This is a genomic window from Mucilaginibacter sp. GW821-FHT07G05, from assembly GCF_059418565.1.
In genome coordinates, this window is record NZ_JBWKQC010000004.1 from 365,992 (window position 1) to 391,491 (window position 25,500).

The 25,500-nt window shown below is 38.3% G+C and carries 21 protein-coding genes; 4 read left to right on the forward strand and 17 right to left on the reverse strand.

The genetic code is table 11. The features are described from left to right. The first annotated feature begins 751 nt into the window (after positions 1 to 751). The 3 genes from AC07NA_RS12970 to AC07NA_RS12980 all read left to right on the forward strand — a co-directional run bounded on the left by AC07NA_RS12970 (position 752) and on the right by AC07NA_RS12980 (position 8,312). Positions 752 to 4,306 (forward strand): RHS repeat domain-containing protein, encoded by a 3,555-nt coding sequence (locus tag AC07NA_RS12970; RefSeq protein WP_494897975.1) that lies wholly within the window; start codon positions 752 to 754, stop codon positions 4,304 to 4,306. Positions 4,307 to 4,368: 62 nt separating this feature from the next. Then, positions 4,369 to 7,854, forward strand: a complete 3,486-nt coding sequence (locus AC07NA_RS12975) for a DUF6443 domain-containing protein (RefSeq protein WP_494897976.1) — start codon at positions 4,369 to 4,371, stop codon at positions 7,852 to 7,854. A 2-nt stretch (positions 7,855 to 7,856) separates the two neighbouring features. Continuing rightward, complete coding sequence (locus AC07NA_RS12980) at positions 7,857 to 8,312, forward strand: hypothetical protein (RefSeq protein WP_494897977.1); 456 nt, start codon at positions 7,857 to 7,859, stop codon at positions 8,310 to 8,312. Between the two features lie 177 nt (positions 8,313 to 8,489). Here the strand turns inward: AC07NA_RS12980 and AC07NA_RS12985 are convergent, their stop codons facing one another. From AC07NA_RS12985 to AC07NA_RS13055, 15 genes are all read right to left on the reverse strand, one after another. Continuing rightward, entirely contained in the window at positions 8,490 to 9,641 is a 1,152-nt protein-coding gene (locus AC07NA_RS12985; protein WP_494897979.1) for a type II secretion system F family protein, read from the reverse strand. Then, a complete protein-coding gene (locus AC07NA_RS12990) occupies positions 9,628 to 10,134 on the reverse strand; it encodes a PulJ/GspJ family protein (protein WP_494897980.1) in 507 nt (168 codons plus the stop codon). Before AC07NA_RS12990 ends, AC07NA_RS12985 begins: the two co-directional genes overlap by 14 nt. Beyond that, positions 10,131 to 10,484: a hypothetical protein gene (locus AC07NA_RS12995; protein ID WP_494897982.1), complete on the reverse strand. Its 354-nt coding sequence runs from the start codon at positions 10,482 to 10,484 to the stop codon at positions 10,131 to 10,133. The genes AC07NA_RS12990 and AC07NA_RS12995 overlap by 4 nt, the downstream gene beginning before the upstream one ends. Further along, the gene (locus tag AC07NA_RS13000) at positions 10,466 to 11,734 is read right to left on the reverse strand and encodes a hypothetical protein (RefSeq protein WP_494897983.1); all 1,269 of its coding nucleotides are present in this window, start codon (positions 11,732 to 11,734) and stop codon (positions 10,466 to 10,468) included. The genes AC07NA_RS12995 and AC07NA_RS13000 overlap by 19 nt, the downstream gene beginning before the upstream one ends. A gap of 11 nt (positions 11,735 to 11,745) precedes the next feature. Beyond that, positions 11,746 to 12,384: a toxin-antitoxin system YwqK family antitoxin gene (locus AC07NA_RS13005; protein WP_494897984.1), complete on the reverse strand. Its 639-nt coding sequence runs from the start codon at positions 12,382 to 12,384 to the stop codon at positions 11,746 to 11,748. Next, on the reverse strand, positions 12,381 to 12,905 hold the full coding sequence (locus AC07NA_RS13010; RefSeq protein WP_494897985.1) for a hypothetical protein: 525 nt from the start codon (positions 12,903 to 12,905) through the stop codon (positions 12,381 to 12,383). The genes AC07NA_RS13005 and AC07NA_RS13010 overlap by 4 nt, the downstream gene beginning before the upstream one ends. 11 nt (positions 12,906 to 12,916) lie before the next feature. Continuing rightward, entirely contained in the window at positions 12,917 to 13,867 is a 951-nt protein-coding gene (locus AC07NA_RS13015; protein WP_494897986.1) for a fibronectin type III domain-containing protein, read from the reverse strand. Positions 13,868 to 13,893: 26 nt separating this feature from the next. Beyond that, complete coding sequence (locus AC07NA_RS13020) at positions 13,894 to 14,421, reverse strand: hypothetical protein (RefSeq protein WP_494897988.1); 528 nt, start codon at positions 14,419 to 14,421, stop codon at positions 13,894 to 13,896. Next, a complete protein-coding gene (locus tag AC07NA_RS13025) occupies positions 14,421 to 15,632 on the reverse strand; it encodes a hypothetical protein (RefSeq protein WP_494897989.1) in 1,212 nt (403 codons plus the stop codon). The genes AC07NA_RS13020 and AC07NA_RS13025 overlap by 1 nt, the downstream gene beginning before the upstream one ends. A gap of 13 nt (positions 15,633 to 15,645) precedes the next feature. After that, positions 15,646 to 17,577 carry a secretin GspD/PilQ domain-containing protein gene (locus AC07NA_RS13030; RefSeq protein WP_494897990.1) on the reverse strand — a complete coding sequence of 644 codons (1,932 nt, stop codon included), beginning with the start codon at positions 17,575 to 17,577 and terminating at the stop codon, positions 15,646 to 15,648. A gap of 13 nt (positions 17,578 to 17,590) precedes the next feature. Continuing rightward, positions 17,591 to 19,024, reverse strand: a complete 1,434-nt coding sequence (locus AC07NA_RS13035) for a GspE/PulE family protein (protein ID WP_494897991.1) — start codon at positions 19,022 to 19,024, stop codon at positions 17,591 to 17,593. Continuing rightward, positions 19,021 to 19,545 (reverse strand): hypothetical protein, encoded by a 525-nt coding sequence (locus tag AC07NA_RS13040; protein WP_494897992.1) that lies wholly within the window; start codon positions 19,543 to 19,545, stop codon positions 19,021 to 19,023. The genes AC07NA_RS13035 and AC07NA_RS13040 overlap by 4 nt, the downstream gene beginning before the upstream one ends. A gap of 1 nt (position 19,546) precedes the next feature. After that, positions 19,547 to 19,972, reverse strand: coding sequence for a type IV pilin protein (locus AC07NA_RS13045; protein ID WP_494897994.1), 426 nt, complete (start codon positions 19,970 to 19,972; stop codon positions 19,547 to 19,549). 68 nt (positions 19,973 to 20,040) lie between these two features. Continuing rightward, positions 20,041 to 20,997: a hypothetical protein gene (locus AC07NA_RS13050; RefSeq protein ID WP_494897995.1), complete on the reverse strand. Its 957-nt coding sequence runs from the start codon at positions 20,995 to 20,997 to the stop codon at positions 20,041 to 20,043. Between the two features lie 749 nt (positions 20,998 to 21,746). Then, positions 21,747 to 22,001 carry a hypothetical protein gene (locus tag AC07NA_RS13055; protein WP_494897996.1) on the reverse strand — a complete coding sequence of 85 codons (255 nt, stop codon included), beginning with the start codon at positions 21,999 to 22,001 and terminating at the stop codon, positions 21,747 to 21,749. Positions 22,002 to 22,328: 327 nt separating this feature from the next. On the opposite strand from AC07NA_RS13055, the gene AC07NA_RS13060 reads away from it, so the two are divergent. Then, entirely contained in the window at positions 22,329 to 22,919 is a 591-nt protein-coding gene (locus AC07NA_RS13060) for a hypothetical protein (protein ID WP_494897997.1), read from the forward strand. 216 nt (positions 22,920 to 23,135) lie between these two features. Here AC07NA_RS13060 and AC07NA_RS13065 read toward each other — a convergent pair whose 3' ends face one another. After that, positions 23,136 to 23,534 (reverse strand): VOC family protein, encoded by a 399-nt coding sequence (locus AC07NA_RS13065; RefSeq protein WP_494897998.1) that lies wholly within the window; start codon positions 23,532 to 23,534, stop codon positions 23,136 to 23,138. A 309-nt stretch (positions 23,535 to 23,843) separates the two neighbouring features. Beyond that, positions 23,844 to 25,478: an ABC-F family ATP-binding cassette domain-containing protein gene (locus AC07NA_RS13070; RefSeq protein WP_494897999.1), complete on the reverse strand. Its 1,635-nt coding sequence runs from the start codon at positions 25,476 to 25,478 to the stop codon at positions 23,844 to 23,846. Positions 25,479 to 25,500 lie beyond the last annotated feature (22 nt).

Below are 25,500 nucleotides of genomic sequence, written 5' to 3' on the forward strand. Positions count from 1 at the left end.
GTTTATCCGGGGTTAGCGAGCCTCGTTTAAGGCGATAATAGGTTGATTAATTCACCTCGATCAAGTTATCGATGTTATGCAAGACTGGTGCCTTCCTTGACACATAATTTTTACCTATTGTTTTACCGTTGGGAAAAGAGTGTACACGCGTCATGTATAAATAATAAGTCCGGATAGGAATCGAACTTGCTTGTTGGAGTTTTAATGTTTTTTATATATGCAAAAGCCGCCAGAGGAATTTATGTCACTGCCATCAAAATATTTGGTACAGTTTTATTTATTGAGTAATATGTTACTTTTATCCTATTAAAAATAAACAGCTATTTGATTATTTCATCAACATTTCTTCAACAGAACGATTTTAAATTAAGAGTAATTATAAACCACATCAAGCTGAAGAATTTTTCTTAAATACCGCCATTTTATATCAATCAGCCAATTGTACAATTAAAAAAACTTTTTATTTTTTTAATTGAGAAAGCTTTTTATATTCGTACACCAAATCACAAGAAAAGTTACAACCTATACCTGTATTGCAATGATATCTAATAATTATAGGCTTACCAGCCAGCCCATTCAAAAATATAGCTTTGATAAATTAAGCGTCGATAGTGATGTGTGTTTTTACATATATCAAAATCTTGATGTATGTATTATCGGGTGAATAATCTCCTCTCATTAATAATTTTTTATAATAAATTATACTAAAAAGCCTTAAAGGCTACCTCTTTCATGCTTTATATTAAAAAATATGAAAATTAAGAAACTTTTTCTGCTATTCGTATTGTCATTGATGCTGTTTTCAGGCAAAATCCTCGGGCAATCTGTTTATAATAAAAGAGGGCCAAGTACAGTGGGTGTAGCTCCGCAACCGGGTAATTTTTCTAACGGGGCGAGTTTGGATGTTGTAGATAATGGAGGCACTGTGAAAATAGGGATTCCATTGTATGAAATTAAACTAAGAGATATAACCGTGCCAATATCTATTAGCTATAGCGCGCTTGGGCTTAAAGCTGGACAGCGAGGGAGTGTAGTAGGCATGGGTTGGGAATTAAGTGCCGGAGGAAAGATAACAACAATTGTAAACGGCCTTCCGGATACTGATCCTACAAAAGGGCTGCGAAATATTACAAACCCAATGGAGGGCTTAGATGCAGGCGGAAGCTTGAACGTAGAAACTAATACCTCTCATCGGGCTTTTGTTTACAAGGCAATAGATGGCCAGGCAGACGGTGCATGGGATGCGTATAGCTATACGATACCAAATGGCGGCGGAAAGTATATGAGCTTTTATGGTGCAACAGTGCTAACATTTCCCTATAATCCTTTGTTCACTACCATACCAGGAGGCTTTACAACCGGCGACGGACTTAAGTATACATTTGAACCAGGGAATGAGTATCGTACCAGAAAACGCTCATTCAGAAATAAAACAGACTTTCAATATACTGATGAATGGCTGCAAAATATACCCAATTATAGAGATCAGAATTTATCAACAATATCTTCTACAAGGAATAATGATGTAGTTACATTTAATTACGAACAGCGTACTATTAAAACACCATATCCTACGCTTACCAACTCCGTATCGGTTCCGCTGTCGAGGGATGTGAATGTTTCAACCTCTCCATTTGTAGGTTTGCCACGGTTTCGTGTAAAAGAGCCTGTGATAACACAGATGGAGAAAAGTATAGTTACCGCAACACGATTAAACAATATTGCATTTCCTGGCGGACGAGCATTATTTAGCTATTTTCCGCTAAATGGTAGCGGCCCGACCGGACCTAACGCCAAATGCGAAGATATATTGACAAATATTACCATACAGAAGTTAAAAGAGGGTGTATATACTACAATCAAAAATATTGAATTTACATATGATATGCTTGATTCACATTATCTGACTAGTGTTGTAGTTTCGGATGGCGGGCCGGGTACAATTATAAATAGCTGGTCTTTCGCATATAACGGATCTTTACCCGCTACTCCATCAATGTATTCATATTTGGTATCTGAATATAGTTTCCGGGAGCCGTTCGCACAAGATCGCTGGGGGTTTTATAATGGCAAAACAAGTAATAAAACCTTAATTGAGAATCCTGATAATATGCTTTGTTTGCAAACGAAAGATATATACCCTATATGGAACCTTAATGCGGATAATATGCCAAGCTCGTATATCCCTTGTACAAGCCGTGAAGGTATAGATGTGTTTCGGCCTAATCAACCCAACCGCATTACTTATGCCGATCGGGAGTTCGTTTTTTCGGAAGCTATCAAGGGCACATTAAAAAGTATTACCACTCCAACAGGTACCCGCATAGAATATGAATACGAGCCACATAAATTTAGACATTTCAGGAATTATGGAGCAGGGGGGATCTCCTCTTCAATACTTACAGGTGGTGGTATCCGGATAAAAACAATCACACATAAAAATCCTGCAACCGGAAAAACGTTGTTGAAAAAAATTTACAAATATGGCATGGGCGATGATTATCAATCGCCTGATATAGAAAGTGGCTATGGTATGGTTAACTACCCTGCAAACGTTCTGAAAACTAAAGTGAATTATTCTTTTAGCGGGTCGCTTAGTGAACTTAATGTTGAAGATATGGCATTGGTGTCGCACCCGGTAAATGACATGAGTTATTCTAATGGTAGTTATGCTACTTATGGCTCAGTTACTGAATACCAGGTAGAAGACACTATCCCTACAAGATATTCTAATAAAGTATTAAGAACGGCTTATTTTTATAGAAACCCTGCACGTAATGATTTGCAGAGTAATAATGGTAGTAAAGAGTATATGGACATCCAAACAGCTTACCCTAATCCGGGTGTTAGCCAGGATACTACTTATGATAAGCCATTCCGCATTCTTAAATTTGTGGCGCAGCTCAGCACAACTGATTCTACCGTATTTTATGATAAGGTTGAGGAAACTAAATATACTTATAAATCATTCAGCGCTCCATTTGGAAATACCTTTTCTTATTTGGGAGGATTAAACCTTGTTAAGCACCAATATTATGATGCTAATGCAGGCTTTCAGTACTGCCAGGAATATTATGACGCGAACAATGAACAATGGGTTACCGTATCCTGCGGGCCAATGGCGACAGCGCCGGTGCAATTGGATGAATCATTTTTCAGCCAATTAGAAACAGAAACCAATTCTACTTATTATACAGGTAAGTACTATGGCGATGTTACGGCTATGTCTTCCTTTTCAAATTGTTATAAGCTGCTTAATGTAGAACATCAGTTATATGGTACCAGCGCCCAGCCGATGAGGATAAGTGCTACACGCTATCAGTATGGCAACACCAGCCATTTATTACCAACACATATTTATTCATTTAACAGTGCCGGGCAGGAGAATATACAACGAACTACTTACCCGCTCGACTATTCGCCATCAACTACTACAGCCGGTATATCGGTGTTGTGGAGTAACCTGATGTTTGCTGAACCGGTGGAAAAAACATATCTGATAAATGCAAGCAACACCGAATATATATTAGGCAGTTCATATAATAACTACGCAACAGATGCTAATTCTTTTGTTCACCCTATTGCCAGCTATGAATTAAACACCCAGGGTAAGCCGGTGCCAAGCGGCAGTTACAGCGGACTTACCGATTCGCGCTATGAGCAGGTACAACAATCTGAAAAGTTTGATGCCGCGGGTAATACCGAGCAAAGTAATATTCAGGGCGGTGCCAAAACAACTACCCTGTGGGGTTACAACCGTAAATATCCGGTAGCAAATGTTATTAATGCTAAGTATGATGATGTTGCCTATAGTGGGTTTGAAGATGTGGAAACCGGTAATTGGACATATAACCTGGCTAATCGTGTAGCTACAACTACTCCTATTGGTAAATATGCCTATAATCTTTCGGGCGGGGCATTAACCAAAACGTTGCTTACTGCCGCAACCCGCTACATATTGGGTTATTGGTTAAAAAGCGGCGCCACCATAACTGTTACCGGTGGTACTGTAGGTTCGGCGGTAAGTAAGATTACTCGTAATGATTGGACTTATTATGAACGTACAGTAACAGGTACAACATCATTAAATATTTCAGGTACCGGTTATGCCGATGAAGTAAAGCTCCATCCGCTTGAAGCATCTATGAGTACTTTTACCTACGATATGCTTGTTGGTATTACAAGCGCTACTGATGCCAAAGGCGAAACGGTATATTATGAGTATGATCCCTTTCAGCGGTTATCTTATATAAAAGACCTCAATGGTAATATAGTAAAAAAGATAGAGTATAACATTGTGCAATAAAATTGCCTGGGTTTTGCCTTTGGTTTTACTCATTCCTGTTTACATTACAACATAACCTTATCATGAAAAAAATTAGTTATATATTATTGCTTGCGGTAATCATAATAAGCCATACGGCTGTGGGGCAGGTTGTTCTGCAAACATCCGGAGCTACAGGTAGTTTTACGGCGCCACAAAGTATTATCCTGGATAATGGTTTTTCTACCGTGCCGGGGGCCACGTTTATGGCCACTATTGATGCTTCTGCCGCGCAAACAGAAACGAGCCTCAATCATCACTTTATAAAAACCTATGATGTAAGAAAACCGGGTGTTGCCGATCCTACCGACCTTACACCGGCCAGTGATGCAACTGTAACTATACAGTATATTGATGTGATGGGCAGGCCGCTGCAAACCATTAACGTAAAAGGATCACCCACCCAAAATGATATTATACAATCAAATGTTTATGATTTTGCGGGGCGAGAGGCGGTTAAATATAAGCCATATACAAGCCTTTTAAACGGCGGAAAAAATGCGGCCTTCAGAGATTCGGCGATAAACGAAGGGTTATACTTCTACAAAAACATGAGTGGTTTTTCTTATGGCATACAAGCTGACTTTTACCCATTCGCTAAAACACGTTTTGAAAGCTCGCCGCTGAACCGAAACCTGGAACAGGGTTTTATAGGGGAGGAGTGGCAGCTACCCGGCGAAACCTCCAGCGGAGGCCATACCGTAAGAACCTCGTATCGCTCGGGCGATGGAGATATCGCCTTGTACAGGGTAGTGATAGATCAAACTACAGGTGCGCGCACACTTTCCCGCAATGGTAATAATGAGTATTATTCGCCGTATTCAAAAATATGGATTACTACTATTAAAGATGAAAACTGGAAACAGGAATCGGGCGTGCATGTGGATAATGGCGTGGTTAAAGAGTATAGGGATATAAACGACAGGTTAATACTTAAGCGGCAGTTTATAGCTAATGGCATGAGTTTGCAAACCTTTTCAACCTATTATGTATATGACGATTTTGGCAACCTTTGTTTTGTATTGCCACCCAAGGCCGAGCCGGATAACAATGTGCCCGTAACCCAGGCGGTGCTTGATAATTTGTGCTACCAGTATAAATACGATGGAAGGCAGCGGCTTATTGAAAAGAAAATACCCGGAAAAGGCTGGGAATACACCATTTATAATAAGCTAGACCAGGTGATTATGACGCAGGATGCCCGCCAGCGTGCTGTAGCCCCGCAACAATGGGGGATAGTTAAGTACGATGCGCAGGGCCGTGTAATTATTACCGGTTTATATACACATACAGGTAGCGCCGCGGGCACTAATTACCGTGCTGCTTTACAAACCGCGGCTGATGCCGTAGCCGGTTTGTACGAAAAGAGGATTGTGCCTGCTACAGGTAACGGGTATACAGCAACAACCTACCCAACTACCTTGGCAACTACCCTTACGCTTAATTATTATGATGATTACGACCTGCCCGGCGGTAACCCATACCCGTTTGCTGCAGATACCGGGCTAACTCGCGGCCAGTTAACTGCCAGTAAAGTAAATGTACTGGGTACAGCTAACATGCTATGGCGGGTAAATTATTATGATAAAAAGGGCAGGGTAGTAAAAGCGATAAAGCAACACTATAAGGGTGGAACAGTGGTTGCCGGCAATTATGATGAAATTACCAATGCCTATGATTTTACCGGGGCCATGATAAGCACCAATAGGGTACATAAGGTAAACGGAACCCAAACACTAAATGCCCTTTTAGAATACGATTATAACCATACAGGCAAGCTCGAAAAAACATGGGAAACCATTAACGGGGGCACCCGCACCCTTTTATCGCAATTGCGCTATACCGATATGTGGCATTTATGGGAAGAGAAGTTGCACTCTACCAATAACGGTACCAGCTTTTTAGAGAGCATATCAAATTATTATACCGTACGCGATTGGATTTACATGACTTACTCGGGTAAGCACAATGTATATTATGGTTATGGTACATATGAAAACCCTGTATATAACGGTAATATGGTGAGCAAAAGCACCTCAACCCCAACAAGAACAACCGGTAAAACTTTTACTTATGATAAACTGAACCGCTTAACAAGCGCTATTGAGCAATACCCGCAACCCTCTAAACCGGCATTAAACGAAATAATAACTTACGATAAAAATGGCAATATTGTAACCATGGCTCGTAACGGCGTTGGCTACGGTACACTTAACTATACTTATAAATTTGGCGGGTTAAGTAACCAGCTGGAAACAGTTTTCGGCTCCGGTTTTTCGCGGACTTATACTTATGATGAAAACGGCAATGCCCTGAGCGACGGAGCGGGGAGGGATATAGCCTACAACCTGTTAGATTTGCCAAGTACCGTTAAACAAAGCACAACATTAAAAGCCGACTATACTTACACTGCAACCGGCGAAAAACTAAGAAATGTATGGTATAAAACAGGCGGTAATATTACTACAGAATATGTTGACGGTGTTGTATACGAAAACAACGTATTGCAGTTTTTACAAACGCCTAAAGGCAAGGCTGTACCTAACGGGGCTAATTATAAATATGTATATGATTTAGCCGATGAACAAGGTAACGTACTGGCATCTATTGATGATTCGAGCGGTGTGGCCCGGGTAATACAGGAGGATGCTTACTATGCTTTTGGTTTGCGTGAAAAGGTATTAGATAAAAATAACAATAACCGCTACCTTTATAATGGTAAAGAGGAACAAACCGAGTTGGCCAATCAGTACGATTATGGCGCAAGGTTTTATGATCCGGTGATTGCGAGATGGAATGTGGTGGATGTCCTTGCAGAAAAAATGCGAAGACATTCCCCTTATAATTATGGGTTTAACAATCCCATAAGGTTTACAGACCCTGACGGAATGGCGCCTTCGGATATTATTATTAATGGAGTTAATCAAAGTACAGGAGAAATAGCCCCTTTGGTTGTAATAAAGACCGATCAGTATAAAATTGAAAAAAACACCAATTTGCCAGTTCCTTCAAATGATGTTATTATAAATAAACCGGCTAAACCTCTAACTATCGATTTAAGAAAAGTTGACTTAAAGGCCGATATAGATGCTTATATGGTGAGTGCTGGTGGCGATTTTGCGTTTGGTGGTGGCACAGGGGGTAACTTGCAAGCTGTTTTCATTAACAAAGGAAACGATAGAGGAATTTACTTTTATAGGCCGTCACAGCCAGATGCTAATATTGGATTTAATGCTGGTGTTGGCTTCATGGGAGGTGAAATAGATTTTAACGAAAAAAGTGGACAATTTTTAGATAGAAGAACATTCGCAGGTAAATCACAAGGCTGGTCGGGTGGTCTTGGGGCTGCATCTGGAGGTACCGTTACATCTTTTTCAGATGGAAATTGGAGTTTGCCAGGAAAACCTAATAAAAGTCCTGAACTTTATTCTGGTAAATTGGGTGGATTAGGTACAGGGGCTGATTTTGGTTTGCAATATTCTTATTCAGAATCAATATTAATACCACAATTGTCTATATCATTTAAATAATAATGATGAAAAAATTAAGGTTCATTCCAGATAACAGATTATTAGGCATTGGTTTATTAATCTTTATTTATAGTTGCAAGTTTTTTGATCACTCGATAGACGTGAACAAGTTATCCAGTAAACAAATAAATTCTGTAAAAATTTTAGATCGTGGAATTGAGGGTAATAATCAGAGATTGATAGAAAACAAACAAGTCGTGCTGTATCTTGCAGATCTGATAGTTTCGTCAAAGAAGATATCAGATAATAATATTAATCTCAAAGCGAATAAGGGTTTATGTGAAATTGAACTTATGCTGGGAAATGATAAAAGTATAAAGTTAGAATTGGTGAAATCTACATTTTCAGGTGGGATACTAATTTCAGGAACTTATAACTATTATCGCAACGATAGTTTGTTACGGGAAATTATCAAAATACTTAATGCTAAAGATAACTTTAATTTTATTCGTAAATAAAAAAAACTCGGCCCCAACTCCCGCAAGCGTCAAACTTGGTGGCGGCAGGTTGAGTAAGGGATATGGATTAAGCTAATTAAGTTTAAGATAGCCATCATCCACATAGTCCTACAAATAATACCTCACAAGCGAGTAACGGCTTAACAAGGCATTAGAATATTAATGAGCAATAGCTTTTTACTGAAAGCTATTGCTCATTTGAAATAGCGGCAGGTACATAGCTATCAGTATTATGCCCACAATAAGGCCCAAAAAGATAATGATAAGCGGCTCCATCATGCTGCTTAGGGTGGAGGTGCGGTATTCTACCTCATCTATATATTGGTCGGCAATTTTGCTAAAAAAGTAATCGAGCTGGTTGGTTTCTTCACCTACTTTTACCAGTTGCACCATCTTATCGGGGTATACCTTAAACTGTTTTAAGCTTTGATGCAGGCTTTTACCGTTCATAATATCTTCTTCAACCTTAAGCAGCGATGTTTCTATAGGGTAATACAATATCATTTGCCGGCACAGGGCAATGGCACGCAGCAGCGGCAGTTTGGCGTTAATTAATAAACGCATAGAATTGCAAAACCGGGCCAGGTATATTTTTTGCACCAGGTTGCCAACTACAGGTACCCGCAATATAAGGGTTGCTGCTATTTTACGGTACTGCACCGATTTGCGTACGGTAAAAAGAGCTATAGCAATAGCAGCTACCAATATAAAAAAGAAAAAAAAGTTATTCTCAATAGCATCAGAAAAGCTGATGATTTTACCGGTTATCCAGGGCAACTCGCCGCCAAAGCGCTTAAAAATATCGCCAAACATGGGCACTACAAATTTCAGCATAAAAAATACCGCGCCTAATGATGTGCTCAATACAATCACAGGGTAAGTAAGGGCCGATATAATTTTGCGCCGCTGCTTTATTTTGTGCTGATAAAACTTAGCCAGATCCTGCAACACCTCCACCAGTTTACCGGTTTCTTCGCCTATTTGCAAGCTATAAATTTCATAGATCGAAAATTTGCCCGTAAGCTCCAGGGCCTTTGAAAAGGTAGAACCTTTTAGTACCGCCTCTTGTATGCTTTTGAAAAGTAGTTTATCGCTTTCTTTTTTTTGATCGGCATTAATGAGTTCGAAACTGCTCTTCAAATCAATACCTGCAAGCAATAACGAGCTTAGTTCAAGATACAGATATTCTTTTTTCTTATCGTTAAGTTCTTTGCCCCCAAAAGTGATGTCGCGGTTCAGCAAAGCCATTAACCCGGCGTTGGCATCTGCTTTCGCAGGGTGCTTTACAGGCTTTTTATTTTCAAATCTTTTAATGTCAATTGAGGGCATTGCTGTTTTGCTGAAAAAGTGTTACTGCACTGTATTGCTTATGATAATGATACGGAATAATTTTGTTTTGAAACTCGATATCGAAAGTCAGATCGTCAATAATATAAGTGTCAGAATAATTATAATCACTGTTCGCCGCTTTTCCTTCAAATGCTACATTGATTGCATCTGTTTGTACCTTAAAGGTATCAACAACAGCGGCAGCCCTCACAATATAGCTATTATGAAAACGATAGTAAATAATGCTTGCGGTATCTTTAAACAATAAACCGCTATCATCCTTTAACACAATTTCCGATCGCATAAAATCCTTGTTTAACAGCTCATTCAAACGTAAAACAACAGCCATATCATTATGCTTTTGGTAAAAAGAAGCGTGCGACCGTATTACAATTGTGTAAGTAGTATAAGTAATACCAATTACAATAGCGGCAATAAGCATGGTTATAGTAACCTCCATAATGGTAAAGGCTTTAACTTTATGTTTGCTCATTGTTTTACAATTAATATTTTGTTTAGCCTGGCCAATTCTTTTTCATCGTTGTAAGCCGTTAAATGTAGTATTGTAGTAGTATTGCCGGTTGTATCGCTAACGCTTTGTTCTATAGTTATATCATCAACAGTGTAAGTTTGATTTTTAAACAGGTGTTGCTCTTCTACCTGTATAGCAATGTTTGTTAACATAGCATGTGCGCGCAATTTCTGTGCAGACAGCGATTGGCGCGATACATTGGCATATATCATCATGGCAAGGCTAAATACCACCATAATAAGCACCATGGCTACCACTACCTCCAGTATACTTGATGCCCGTACTTTAAAGGTTATTTTTTTTGCAGCCATTGTAATACTTTTTTTTGCTTGCCGGCTGTCGGGAACAACGTGCTGGTTAAATAATAGGACGAAAGAGCCTTACTATCAAGGGTTACATTAACAATATAATTTTCATAACGTGCAATGTTGTTGGCATAAATAAATGCGGGTGTGCAAATACTGCCATGTATAGTTGTTTTTTTATCGGCCATAGAAACATATCCCTGTGAATATACCTGGCCGGATATTGTAACATTGTTGCCCAGGCTAATTACGGGTTTAAGTTTATCCTCTTTAAGCTTGTAGTTAAACACCATGCCGCTTATTTGCGTATTGTCGCCAATGTTTATTTTAACAGGCTTGCTTACTGCCAATGTATCAAAGTTTGTATTGGCAATAACCGATGGATAATTGAAAATGCAATTCTTTTCTATATCGATCACATCAGTGGCAAATAACTGGCACGATCCTTTAAAGCCGCTTTTTACTATTATAGATTTTGCGAATATCAAAACGTTGTTTAGCGTAACAGTACTATCAATAGTTAATGTGGTATCTGAATATAATATAATGTTATTACTAAGTTTTACGTTTTGTACAATTTGTATAGTCCTGCCAAAGCTTGCTATAAGGGTATTATTAAAAAAAGAAATATTTATAGAATCAGCATCCAAAATATCATTATTGGGCTTTTCCTTAATTTCAAATACACCGGCTATGTAACTTAATTTCTCCGGATTAAGTGGAGGTATAGTTTTATTGCTAATGCGTTTAATGCCCTGAACCAGCTCTTTATCACCTTCGTAATCATTATTGTTGATAGAAATAGATCTAATGCCCGACGGCGGAATATAGGCATTCCCTCTTATTAGTGTTTTACCACTGAGGCCCAAAGGCCTGTCGAGGTCAACGAGATAAAGAGCGTACATTTTAGATGAATCAAGTTCATTGCCAATAGAAAAAACTGCCGACAGAGTATCTTTTTGAAGGAAGGCCTTTGCTATGCCTATAGTAAAAATGCCCCACTGCTGTTGTTTTAACGAGACAGAATCAATAGTGCTGTCATATAACCCAATACTCCTGCCTTCGTTATACACTGTATCATTGCCGGTGATAAGCAAATTGATGGCCGAGTTTAAATTGTTTTCGAGCTGTTGGTGCCTGAATGACATTTGATACTGAAGCCTGTAAAAATATGCACCGGCTATTAAAGCCGAACAAAGCACACCAATTACAAGCGCTATGATGATAACTATGTATAAAGCAGATGCTTTAAGCATTTGATGCTATTTCAGTTTGTTTGTGTACTATCTGTACCTATTCTGTTCTTTTTGCGATTCTTTTTGTTAAGGTGGATATTCCTAAAAATATTTACCTTTTTCCAAAAACGCGACTGCGTAGTGTCATTTACCACTATTTTGCCATTTTTATAGGTCGTAACTATAATTGAATCGGCTCCTTTATACTGTTTAATTTTGCCATTATATAAGTTTTTATAATAACTGCCCGATTGGGTTAATTTCCCCTGCTCGTCATATAAACTAAACTCTCCTGATATTAAGCCACTGTTCCAGGTATAGGAGGAGGCTAACGTGCCATTTTCATTCCAGGTTTTCCAGTTGCCATCTTTTAACCCCACCTTAAAATTTCCCTGCTCTTTCAGGTTCTTATTATTATAGTATTCGGTATATAACCCGTTAAGCAGTTTGCCACTAAAACCGCCCTGGGTAGTGTGTATACTATTGGCTGAATACCAATAATAAAGCATGCCCTGCTTAGCATTAGGAGGTGAGGCAACCGGTAATATTTCTGCCTGTATAAGTTTATCTCCCTGTGCAATACGAACTTTGTTAAAACCGCTTGGCGGTAGTTTTTGTGATAGAACTATTACCGGTATCCATAGTAAAGCCATCATAATTTTTGCTTTCATATTGTTTCGGGTTTCATTAAAATGTATTTGGTTTTACCGTCAAAACTTACTTTAACAGAATCGCGCATGTTTTTTATCAACTTTACCTTTTCTACGGTTTCCCCTTCTGCCATCATCACATTTTTATCATTTATGCGTATAATGGCGATTAGTTTTTTTGAGGCAGGGTTACGTATAAAGCCGGAATATTTAATAAACGCCCAGTCAATAGCCGGAACAACAAGCTGGCCTGGTTTAGGGGATATTACAGCTGCAGAATTACCCGGTAATTCCTTTTTTTCAACGGGTAGTATTATTTTACGAGATTTGGCCAGGCCAAACGGGTCGCGATAGTTTAATAGCAATTTTGTGGTATCTTCCGGAACCTCATAATCATAGTATGCCTCTTTCTTTTGAGGCTTTTTCATATAGGCAATAGTGGAAGTGTCATTATTTACCGATTGAAATATCCTGTAAATAATTATCCCCCATACAGTGGCTACAATCAATATTAAAAAATAAGTGATTTTCTTATTGTTCATGCACTTGTGTGTTACTGTAACACAAAACTTCTAACATCACTTGAAGGTCCTTCATTTCCGGCAGCGTCAATGGCGGCAACACGCCAATAAATACGATCGCCGGAAACCCCGGTATTAAAAACGAAAGAGGTTGTTGTTAAGGTCATCGGAAATTTATCGCTGTAGGGCGTATTTGTATTTGTTTTAAAAGCGTATAGTTTGTATTTGGTTGCTGTAGCCACGGCATTCCATATTAAGGTTACATTTAGCGGCAGCTGTGCATTATTATCGGGGGCGGTCAACGTAACCTGCGCCGGAGGCTGGTTATCAAATAATATATTTTTTATCACAGACCATTTTGAATTTTCCGTTTCATTCATAGCCATCACACGCCATTTATATGCTTGGTTTTTAGGAAAGTTGTAGGATATTTCTGACCCGGGTATGATTTGATCAAAAACAACATTGTTTTCGTTGATAAAGTTGTTCGTGTCAATTTGTATACGATACTTAGTTGCACTAAATAAGGTATTCCACTGTAAGTTTAACGCTTTGTTAGTTAATGCATTATCTGCCGGACTAATTAACGTAACCGTTTGCAGTTGCAGCGAACTTTCCACCACAGTGAATTTTCTCGGCAAAGAGTAGGGGGTTGCCGAACTCCCATTTTCGGCTCTAATGTGCCATTGATAAACTCCGGGTTCAAGGGTTACTGTAAATTTATTGCTTTTAATTACAGTGTCAATTACCAAATTGGCTACCGAATCAAAGCGGGGGGCTACAATTTGCAATCTGTAAGTTAGGGCATCTTCAACCTCATCCCACCAAAAACCTACATTGTATTTCGTGCTTTGGTATTCATTGGCCGGGGCTTGTAATTGAACGTTTTTTTTGCTGATGGAAGGCTCAATAAATTCTTTGCATGACACGGCTGTAGTTAAAATAAACAACGAAATAAATAGCTGTATAAAATGAGTTTTCATAGCGATAATAAATTAATAATATTGGTTTAGTTATTAGCCATTTGAATCAGTGTTTCTAATCGCGTGTTTTTTAATTCCCCGGCTTCTTGCCTGTATTTAATCACTTTTAAATTAACCGACCTGATCACACCAATATTAGGCGTGTTTTGCAAGCTGTTTAGTAAGTTGAGTAACGAAAAATAATCACCGTCAAAGCTTAATTTTTGAATACTGAAGCTGTTGGTTTTGTAAAATGCATCTTTGCGTGGCACCTCGCTCAGTTTAACGTTTTCTTTATTTGCTATAAGTGAGATTTTGTTGATAATGGTATTCCGGAACGCAAGCGTATCACACGTATAACGGTCAATTATTTTTTCGAGATTGATATTCTTGCGTTTAAGATAGGCGGGCTGCAGTGCTATGTCACTACTGTTTTGCAGCCTTTTATTTAATTCCTGATTTTGTTGCCATAGGCGTATGGTTTTCTTAAACGCCAGTTGGTAACAAATAATAGCCATGGCCACAAAAAAGGTGAGCAATAAATATCGCAGGTTAATATTCAAGAGCTTATTCATCAGTAATTTATTAAAACAGTAAACTGTCCTTCATTTTTTTCATTGTTGTAAGTGTAGTTCTCCAGTTGAATATTCTTCACCCATTTCTTCATTTTCACAGTGGCTATCCACTCATTCAGCATTATTATCTTATCCGTTGATCCACTTATTCTGATAATTCTGTCAGAAAATTTTAATGTTTTTCTGCCTCCCTCAGCTTCCGGCGCTATAGGGTTAATACTAACAATATCCCAGGCAATGCTTTCCGGTAACAAAGCTGCTAATTGATCTATCATGTAGCTTTTGTTTAAGGCCGAATCCCAACCAAAATCTGCAATTGTTTCTTCCCTGTTTTTTATTTGGGTATAAATATCCCGTGTATTTAACGCGGTTTGGGCTGATATGCTCACCTGCTCAATTAAGCCGGCATTTTGTGAATTTATAGAGGAAAATATTATGGTGTTAATGAGTAACAGTAAAAAGAAAAAACATAGAATTATTGCGCCATAAAACTGAAGCTTCTTTTTTGTAACCACTTGGGTGAAGTGCTCACTTAAAGACATCATCCTTGTTTTAACCGCATCAATATTTTCGTTAAAAATTAGCTGAAATGCAACCGCGTAAGGTAATATCAACTTCTCGTTAATTACTTCGCTCTCCAATTTTACAGGCGATATGGCGGTACTTGATTTATTGTAGTTGTAAGTGATCCATTGTTTTCGTTCATCCCTAATAATGGTGTGCCCGTTGAATATGATATTATTGTCATAAAAATTCAGCTGATCGGCAATGCTGTAAGCCGCAAAGGGACCAATACTTAATGCAAGGCAGGTAAATCCTAATTTTGTTATCTCATCAATATATTTATCCGCATCGGTTTTTCTAATTACTGATACAAAAGAGGCATCATCAGTAACCAGGTTTTGAACATAAAAATCATCATAATTAGCGTTGGGCAATATGCGCGAAAAGTTTTGGTGATCGATATTTAGCGTTTTTTCGATCTTTTTATTTAGTACGCCCTTGCCTGTTATATTAATTGCCAAAAAATATTTCTTTTCGAATTGTATGGCTATGTATTTAGCCTCGGGTTTATCAAATACTTTATTTGTAATAGTTAACTGGCTGTTTTTAACAGCAATACTACAGGCGTCATAAACAATAATATTATCGTTATTGATATGTATGTTAATGCCAATGGCCTCACCCACTCTGTAATACTGATTTAACATAATAGCACTGGGTTTAACGCATAATTGACGACTTGATAAACACTAATGTTACAACACGGGCCGTGGTTTTAGACCGGCTGCTGAACAACCATTTCAGGATTGGTATACGCGATAATAAAGGCACACCCGATGCACTCTCGCTATTCTCATTTCGCTCAATGCCTCCTAAAACAATCATATCTTCGTTGTTAACTCTTAAACTGGTTTCAAATTCGCTGTTTGATATTGGCGGAGGAGAACCGTCTGTAGGGAAAGATAGAAAATCGGCAATGTTAACTTTTATTCCCAGGGTTACCTGATCATCGCCAGATACAATAGGCTTTATTTTTATAGCCAGGTTAGCTTTGGTTTCTTTGTATTCGTTTACAAAAATTGATTGTGTAGTAGTGGTTGAAGGGTACACATTTTGTGTTACGTTTTTATAATATCTGGTACTGCCTATGCTTAGCGTAGCATTATGCCCGTTAAGTGCCGATAGTTTAGGTATTGACCGTACATCAATATTGTTGTTTGCCTCAAGAGCGCTCAGGGTAAGATAAAAGTTAGGTGTTACCCTGCCAAGGTTGGTAGATGTTATCCGGCCTAAATTCTTTAAAAAATCATTAATAGGCCTTGAGCCGAAAGTGTAATTTAACCCCGGAAATACAGTGCCTCCTGTTTTAACACTATCAGATATACCGGCCGAAATACCTGTTGAAACTGTTCGGGTTTTTCTAATATCTATCAGGGTAACCTCAATGAGCACTACCGGTACTAATACATCCAGTTGTTTTATAACTGATTCAACTTCTGAAATTTGCGAGTTTGATCCTGATAGTAATAAAGTGTTTTGCTCCCGGAATTCTTTAATCTCCAGGCTCCTTTTCCACTCATTGGGTATCATGGTCATTATGGTATCGATAGATCTGTTTTGTAATTGTATTACCTTAAATGTACGCAGGCCTTCAAGTTTCCTGTCTCCAATTAAATATATGCCGTTTTCGGGATGGTAAGTGTAATCGGTTCCCTTGAATAAAATATTTAAGAAGTTATCATAAGTAACATCTGTTACATGCATGCTGATGGTGCCTTTGATATCTGAATATAATGAATAATTTTTTTCGAGTTCGTTTGAGGCCTGTTTTACCAGGTCAATGATCGGAATATTAGTTGCGTCAGCAGAAATAAGCTTTTGACCGTTCACCACTCTGCTAAAAAAGCCTGATGAGTTACCTCCGCCACCTGGGTTGATTGGTTTGAATGCTTTTCTTACTGCCGTTTTTTTGTCATTCCCTACATAAAGCTCTTCATTTTCGGCAAGTGGTTGTATAAGATAAAAATTATCGTTGGTTTTTGTTGCTTTTAAATCATTGGTAAATGCCATCTTTTCAATAGCCGTTTCAAAAGGCGCGCTATTTATAAATGCGGTTATTCTTTTGGCTTGCAGTGTAGATGGGATAACTACGTTTTTGCCCGAAACCTGTGTTATTTTTTTTGCTACAGCGGGTAAGCTGTCATTTTCAAGTTCGAGCGAAAGCGTATTGTTTAGCTGGCTGTAGCTGGCTTTAACTTCTTTAATATGAGTAATAAGCAAATCAGGATCCTGGTAGGGGGTAATGTGAATGATAGAGCCAACAATAGATACATTTAGGTTGAACTTTTTAGCCAGAAACAGGATAATATTTGATGCTGTAATATCATTAAAAGTATCTGATACAACTGCGTTTAACCTTACATCGGTACTAATGCTCATGTTGTTAGACCGTGCCAGAGCATTCAGGTAATCATGTAATGATACGCCGGTTATAACTAATTGTACTTTTTGATTTAAACCAGGAACTTTTGCCGAAAGTGCATTGAGATTATTTTGTATAACTTCAAAACGATCAGGCTGCTGGGCGTTTGCTAACACCGGGGAAATGAAAAGGATACAAACAATAAAGATTTTGATAACGGACTTAGGCATGCAGGTAAAATAATCAATAATTAAACAAAAGAGGGTATATTTCTTCTAAAGATGTTGCGCCTTGGCTAAACAGGTTGAATGCATTTTCAGCCAGTGTTTGAATTCCTCTTTCTTTTAGATGATTCTGGACATACATGTTTCCGTTCTTAATTTCTAATGCAAGATCCTGATCAATCGGAATAACCTCATATACAGCTTTACGGCCCTTATAGCCGGTGTAAAAACATTCTTCACAGCCAGTGGCTACATAATGATGACTAATTTCACTATATGGTTTGAATTGTCTTGGGTATAGGCTGTTTTCAAACACTTTAATTGTTTTGCAATGTGGGCATAATAACCTGATAAGCCTTTGCGCTGCCGTTGTGTTTAAAGTGCTTGCAACTAAAAATGGAGGAATGCCCATGTCAATTAATCTTGACGTTGTGCCCCATGCCGAATTGGTATGTATAGTAGATAGAACAAGGTGCCCGGTTAATGCCGCTCTGATGGCCATATTAGCAGTTTCAGGATCCCTAATTTCTCCAACCATTATTACATCAGGATCCTGACGCAAAAAGGTTCTTAATGCAGCTGCGAAATTTAGGCCTATACTATCTTTTAATTGAACCTGGTTAACACCTTCAAGTGTGTATTCCACAGGGTCTTCTATAGTAAGAATATTCCTGGTTTCCTTATTTAGCAGTTTAAGTGTTGCGTATAATGTGGTTGTTTTACCCGAACCGGTTGGCCCGCTCATCAAAATGATGCCATTGGGCCGCTTTACACCTTGCAGGTAATTATCGAGATCGTAAGTTGAAAAGCCCAGGGTATTAAGGTCGATATTGGCAGCGTCATTGTTTAAAAGGCGCAATACCACCTTTTCGCCATATAACGTAGGTAAAACAGATACTCGGATATCAAACTGCTGATCCTGATGCTTAAAATTGATGCGCCCATCTTGAGGCAGACGTTTCTCCGCTATATCAAGATTAGCAATTATTTTTATTTTATTAATCAGTGCCGGGTATTCATCTGTATTTAACAGATAACGTTCTACCATCATGCCGTCAATTCTAATCCGAACACGGCATTTGTGTTCGTAAACCTCGATATGAATGTCACTGCTTTTTAAATTTTTTGCTTCTGCAATAAGGTTTGATAAAAAATCAGTGGCGTTATGTGATGCTTGCAAATGGACGGCGCCTTCAACGGAGTTGTCTTTTATATAATATTGTGATAAAAGTTTTGAAATTTGCTGTTGAGGAATCGGTTCCAGTTCAACAGAACAACCAAACAATATCTCTAATTCTGTTAACAATTCATTTGTATTTGCTGATGCCTCACAAAAAAAAATGACAGGGTCTGAAATTGTTGTTTTAGGTAAGATGCGGTAATGCCATGCCTGATCTTTCGTTATAAAATGCAGGTTATCTCTTAGTAGGGTTATGTCGTTATTTACATTCATTGATATAACCATTTTAAAAGCCATTCATCGGTCGCGAAATTTACTTTTATATAAAACCAGTCTGTAATTAAGGCCAGCGCAAGTAACATTGATTGTAACCCCGCAAGTGGAATATGTAGTTTATGGCTTGCAGAAACAACCTGCCAAAGTAATGCAAATAGCAAAACAGCAAATAAGCTTACCAGGTAAAATAAAATAAAGCTCGCTACAGATAGATAAAAGGCGACTGATATAAGTAATAAAATATCTCCCCAGCCTAAAAGATGGTTAGTGATATTTACCCACTTTTTTTGTTTGGCAGAAAACCAAATGGTAACGAAAATAAGTTGTAATGTAATAAACCCAATATTTATCGCGGCTTGGCTCAAAATATTGTAAAGATTATCTTTTTGTAAAAAATGTAAAATAATAAAAAAAGCAGAGAGTATTGGAAACAGAATCCAGTATACCGCTCTTGATTTGATATCCTGTATAAATACAACTATCAAAACTGAAAGAATTATTATCTCAACAAGTGCCAAATTAATCGGGGGTTATTTCTATCAATCGCTTGTCTTGGTCAATTTCCCAAACATTGTATACGCCATTACCATTAAAGTCAACAACGGCGGTAGCGCGGGCTGTAAAGCCGGTATTTGAGGCATTAATAATTTCTATTCGATAATTGGCCTTGCCGTCTTTAGAGTCTGTAGTTAGTTTTTCCTGAATAAAACTGATCGCCGATAAATCAGAAGAGTACTTTGAGTTTTCATAAAAATAATTCTTTTCTAAGGTTTGTACAAAGCCCAGTTGGGTTTTTGCTTCCATTGATTTTGCCTTGGTAATTAACGGGAGCAGATTGGGCAATGCCAGCAAAACCAATATCCCTATAATTACAAGAACCACCAGTATCTCTGTAAGAGTGTAGGCTTTTACCTTTTGTTTGAGAAAATTATTTGAATGTTTCATAAACTATAAAAGAGTATCCAATTTATTATTAGATACTCTCTTTTAAGAATGTTATTTGCCCTTAATAATTATTTTTTGGATGTTAAAGCTTCAAACTTTTCTTCTAAGGCTTTAAGTCTGCTTTCCTGTTCTTCCAATTTTTTATCTTTTTCAATTAAATAGAGTGTTAGTTCTTCCACTTTTTTTGTTAGTAACTTGTTTATATCACCAAGATTTAGTCCATTGCTCGCAATTTCGTCAGCAGATGGCATTTCGGGCAAATGGTGATTAACATCAATATAATTTTTTATCTCTTTTAAGGAAAGTAATTTATACTCTTTTTTAAATACGTAATCAGGCCAGTTTAACGTTTCTACTTTCACCTGTTTCGACCTTATATTACCGTTAACAGATAATGCTTCTGCCGGTGTTGCTGTTCCGATACCGACGAAACCGCCGTTAGTAACTACAAATTTGCTTGTATGAGTTCCTGCGCCGCTACTGGCGGTGTTAGTGCCGGCATCTATAAGATACTTGTTCCCTGAGCCGCTTCCCTGAAAATATGGAGAAATCCAAATGCCTCTGTATCCGCCGGTTCCTGATTGATTGAGTGTGGTTAAAACTGCGAGGCTGTTTTGAACACCGGTTGAATTTGTTCCGGTACTTATTTCAGAAATATAACTTGTATTGGCCAATGATGTTGACCCTGAAAACCTAAAGGCGCCGGCAAATCCTGGAGTAGCTTGCACAAAAGTTAATGTTTTGTTAAATGTACCAATAGCCATATTTCGGTTTACACCGGTACCTGCGGTTTCGAGTGTTAAAGTAAATACGTTACTATTCCAAAACGTACGCGCACGCTCATAATTAGTGGTTTGATCTGCTGTGTTATAATAAGCAATACCTGTGGCAGTAGAACCAAGGGTTAAAGAGTGTGTTGGCGATGATGTAGCTACACCGGCGTTACCTGTAGCCGGAAAATTGTTTTGTGAAAATGCATGTACTGATAATAACGTAACAGCGATGCATAAAAGTGTTTTTTTCATTTAAATTATAATAATGGTTTAGGATATTATTTAATTGTGCAAAAAGAATAATTAAGCACAAGTATTAAGCATGTGATAAAACTTTGTTCTGAAGGTGTGGGTTGAATTCATGATTTTGATTTGGTTTTGGGTTGATTTTACTGTTACTAAGGTAAAAAAAGAAAAACAAAATGCAATCTTATTTTGTAAAATCTGAGGATAATTTATTAGATAACTATCGCCTTCATTTTGCGAATAATATGCAGTACTCAATCAAGGAAATCGCACGATTATAACTCTTGTTTTTGCGGTACTTGTAACCCCGATAATGATTATTTATATCGTGGGGCAAAATAGTATAGAGTAACAAATGGGTAAAATTACAGCGATATCAAAATTTACCATTCTGCATCGTCTTGACCAACTATGACAGCAAAACGCTGTAAAAGCCATTATACTTTATTCTCGTCGGGACCACTACCAACGCTCTTTTCGTGTACGAGAAGAGCGTTTTTTGTTGAATGGGGCGCGTAATAGGTAAAGTTTGACTGAGCTCAAAAGGGTAAAATTTGAGCTGATTTGAGCCGGAATGAATTTTAAGGCATCAGCAGATTGCTTGTTCAAATCACTTGAATTTGCTCAAGAAAAGCCGGAACCGCACTTTTCTTAATGCTGGTTTACCCATGCGCAAAAAGGGTAAAATTTTTCATTGAATGCCAAGCATCAACTTTTTTTGACAAATCAATATTTAAAAAAGCTTGAACAGTTCATTATACTAAGAAAGTGCCCTTTTTAGCTTGCTCCAAACCAGTGCCGATCTGTTCGACAAAGACCTCGAATTCCTCACCTTCGGTAAGATTTTTTAATGTGCAGCCACCATGTTCATCTAATGCTCCTGAGATTACGTCTCCAGCACTAAGTTCATTGGAGTCTAATAACTCAAAAACCGTAAAACTCCCATCTGAAAGCTGTACAGCATACATTCCCCGATTATGGTTCAAAATTGCAATTCTTCCCTGTGGCATTAACTTTAATATTTTAAGTTCTTAAATCTTAAAGTTAAGTATTTAAAATAACCTGCATGGGTTTCTATTGAAAAAGTAGTTTTTATCTATCGTAATCACTTGAGTTTGCTCAAAACAAACTTGAAATACGCTTTTATTGTTGTTTTCCACCGAACAACTGAACACCTAAAAAGTATTGGTGATGAAAAATGTTCTTTGATTACTTATCATCAAAAAAGGAATGTTTCATCGATGGACAAGATGAGGCTCATTCACTGACGAGGCAATAATTTAGATTTTGTTATTGGCGAGATTAGTAGCTTTGTGTATTACAAACTCATTAATAGCATGACGGGAAAAAACGAAGTTACCACAGGCGCGGAAAGCAATATTCAGAGTACCAATCTAAAACATTTTAAATTAGATCAAGCCGATTTAAGCGTATTAAGTAATTGGACGTATATTGGTATCTTCCTGCATGAAGCGGAAAGGTCGTTAAGCCTGTCAGAATCTTTCAACAAAAAAGATAGGTTTACCGAAATGGATGAATCAATTCTTGCACATGGCATGTTCAGAAATGCTATTTTATCTTATGCAAAATGCTTTTCAAGTTCAGGTAGCGGGAGGATTTCACTTGATGGAAATACCGTATTCAGTGGTGATACAGCACTGAAAGCGATACATGAAAGGATTATGGCAATACGAAATACATTTGCAGCCCACAATGGTCTGAATGATATTGATGTATCGTTGATCCTAACAACTGAGAAGGATAACGAGATTGTATTAGCACAAACCTATACGGTATTATCTCCCCTAAGCGAGTTTGCTGATTTTCATAATGCAATAGCACATTCACAAAATTGGGTGATTGAAACTTTTAATAAAAAGGTGGATAAAATTCAGGAACGATTAGGGAAAACTATCATTTTTAAATAACAAAAAGGCTGGTTGACACCAGATAGTGAGCCAGCCTTTTTGTTACATTAATTATCCTCTAAACCCTCTGCGTTGTACAAATCATCCATAAAAGAGTTCAAGTTTTGTAGTCTAAGGACCACTCTTGAAATTCAAAATTAAAAAGTCAAAAAGCCTTTGGATGAAAATCTGAAGGCTTTTTTGTGCTGATGAATTTTATCCCTTCTGAACAGGCTATTACCGGTCGAATTTGCTAATGGCGTCAGGAGTGACCGGTGTGAAGAAGTTGATTAAATTACCGTCCGGATCGCGAAATAATAGCGAACGATTGCCCCAGGGCATTGTTGTTGGCTTTTGTACGATGATGCCGGCCAGATCTTTTATCCTCTCATAATCATCGTCAACATTCTTAACGCGGAATTCGATGATCACGCTTTTATTACTGGCTGTTTGTGTAATATTTTGGCTAAATAAACCCATCGTTCGCGTGCTCCCTAACGCCAAAGTTCCGCCCGGTGTAACTATTTCCGCAAAGTCCTCAGTATACCAATTAGCAGATAAATCTGTGGCTTTTTCAAAAAAATGGACTAATTGCTTGATATCATCAGTGATGATTCTTAGTGATGTTAAATTCATTATTTTATCGTTTTGGTCGTTAAAAACATTGTTATTACAAATATAAATGAGTCCGTATGACAACAGTATGTCAACAGGCACTGCATTATATTATGTACCGATAAAATAGTTGGATAATCAAAGCACCGTGCCAATTATACTACATGCCCACTGTACAACACAAATCAGCCCTAAAGGAATTCGATTTTGCAAGGATTGCCATTTAAATAAAAAAACCTTTAAATGGTCAATTTAAAGGCTTTTTATTTAAAAACGTTGCGGTGATAACACCAACCGTAGATTGAATTTAGTACTATCCCCGCTATTCCATTATCTCTGCTCAATCTGCTTTAAGCTGTCCATTTTTTTGTAGGCTAAAAATCCCTTGATGTCCTCAAAATGTTCGCGGACGCGTTTGTTGCCAAACTCGAATACTTTTTTTACCAGCCCGTCCAGGAAATCCCGGTCGTGCGATACCAGGATCAGCGTGCCGTCAAAATCTTTCAGGGCATCTTTGATGATATCTTTGGTTTTCATATCCAAATGGTTTGTTGGCTCATCCAGTATCAATACGTTTACAGGTTCCAACAATAGCTTGATCATGGCCAAACGCGTTTTCTCACCGCCGGAAAGCACCTTAACCTTTTTTGTGGTATCATCGCCGCTGAACATGAATGCGCCCAACAGGTCTTTTATCTTTATGGTGTTATCACTTAGGGGAATCTGGTCAATGGTTTCAAATACCGTTAAATTTTCATCCAGCAATGCCGCCTGGTTTTGGGCAAAGTACCCAATCTTGGCGTTGTGACCAACTTTTAAGCTTCCTTCAAAATCTATCTCGCCCATAATGGCCTTGATCATGGTTGATTTACCTTCACCATTTTTACCAACAAAAGCCACTTTTTCACCACGCTCAATCACCATGGCCGCTTTCTCGAACACTACATGATCGCCATAGGTTTTCGTTAGCTCTTCAACCATTACGGGGTATTGGCCGGAACGTGGCGACGGTGGGAATTTCAACCGTAAGGCCGAAGTATCCACCTCATCAATCTCAATCACCTCAAGCTTTTCGAGCATCTTCACGCGCGATTGCACCTGTAAGGTTTTGGAGTACGTACCCCTGAACCTGTCTATAAATTCCTGGTTGTCGGCAATAAAACGCTGTTGTTCCTCGTAGGCCTTTAACTGGTGTACTCTGCGGTCGGCGCGTAATTGCAGATAATGGGTGTATTTGGCTTTATAATCATATATGCGGCCCATGGTAACCTCGATGGTACGGTTGGTAATGTTGTCTACAAAAGTACGGTCGTGCGAGATCACCATTACCGCCTTTGCCGAGTTGATCAGGAAGTCTTCCAGCCATTGTATACTATCGATATCCATGTGGTTGGTAGGCTCATCCAATAATATCAGATCCGGTTTCTTTAACAGGATCTTGGCCAGTTCGATCCGCATGCGCCAGCCGCCCGAAAATTCGGAAGTTTGACGGGTAAAGTCTTTACGCTCGAAACCTAAACCTTTCAGTACCTTTTCTACCTCCGCATCATAATTAACCTCTTCCTGCGAATAAAACTTCTCGCTTAGTTCCGATACCCTTTCGATCAGTTTCATGTAATCATCGCTGTCGTAATCGGTACGGGTATTTAATTGTTCATTAACCTCGTCCAAATCTTTTTTCATCTGGTTGGCCTCGTCGAAAGCTTTCATCGTTTCCTCAAAAACGGTAACGTTATCATGCGTGAGCAAATGCTGTGGCAAATAAGCTATTACGGCATCCTTCGGGCCGGTTACGTTACCGGTGGTAGGTTTGGCCGCACCGGCAATAATCTTGAGGATAGTCGACTTGCCTGCGCCGTTCTTGCCCATCAGAGCTATCTTGTCGTTCTCGTTTATAGAGAAGGTTACGTCACTGAATAAGGTGGTTCCGCCAAATGAAACGGAAATGTTATTGACATTAATCACAGTATGAAATATTGAATTGAGC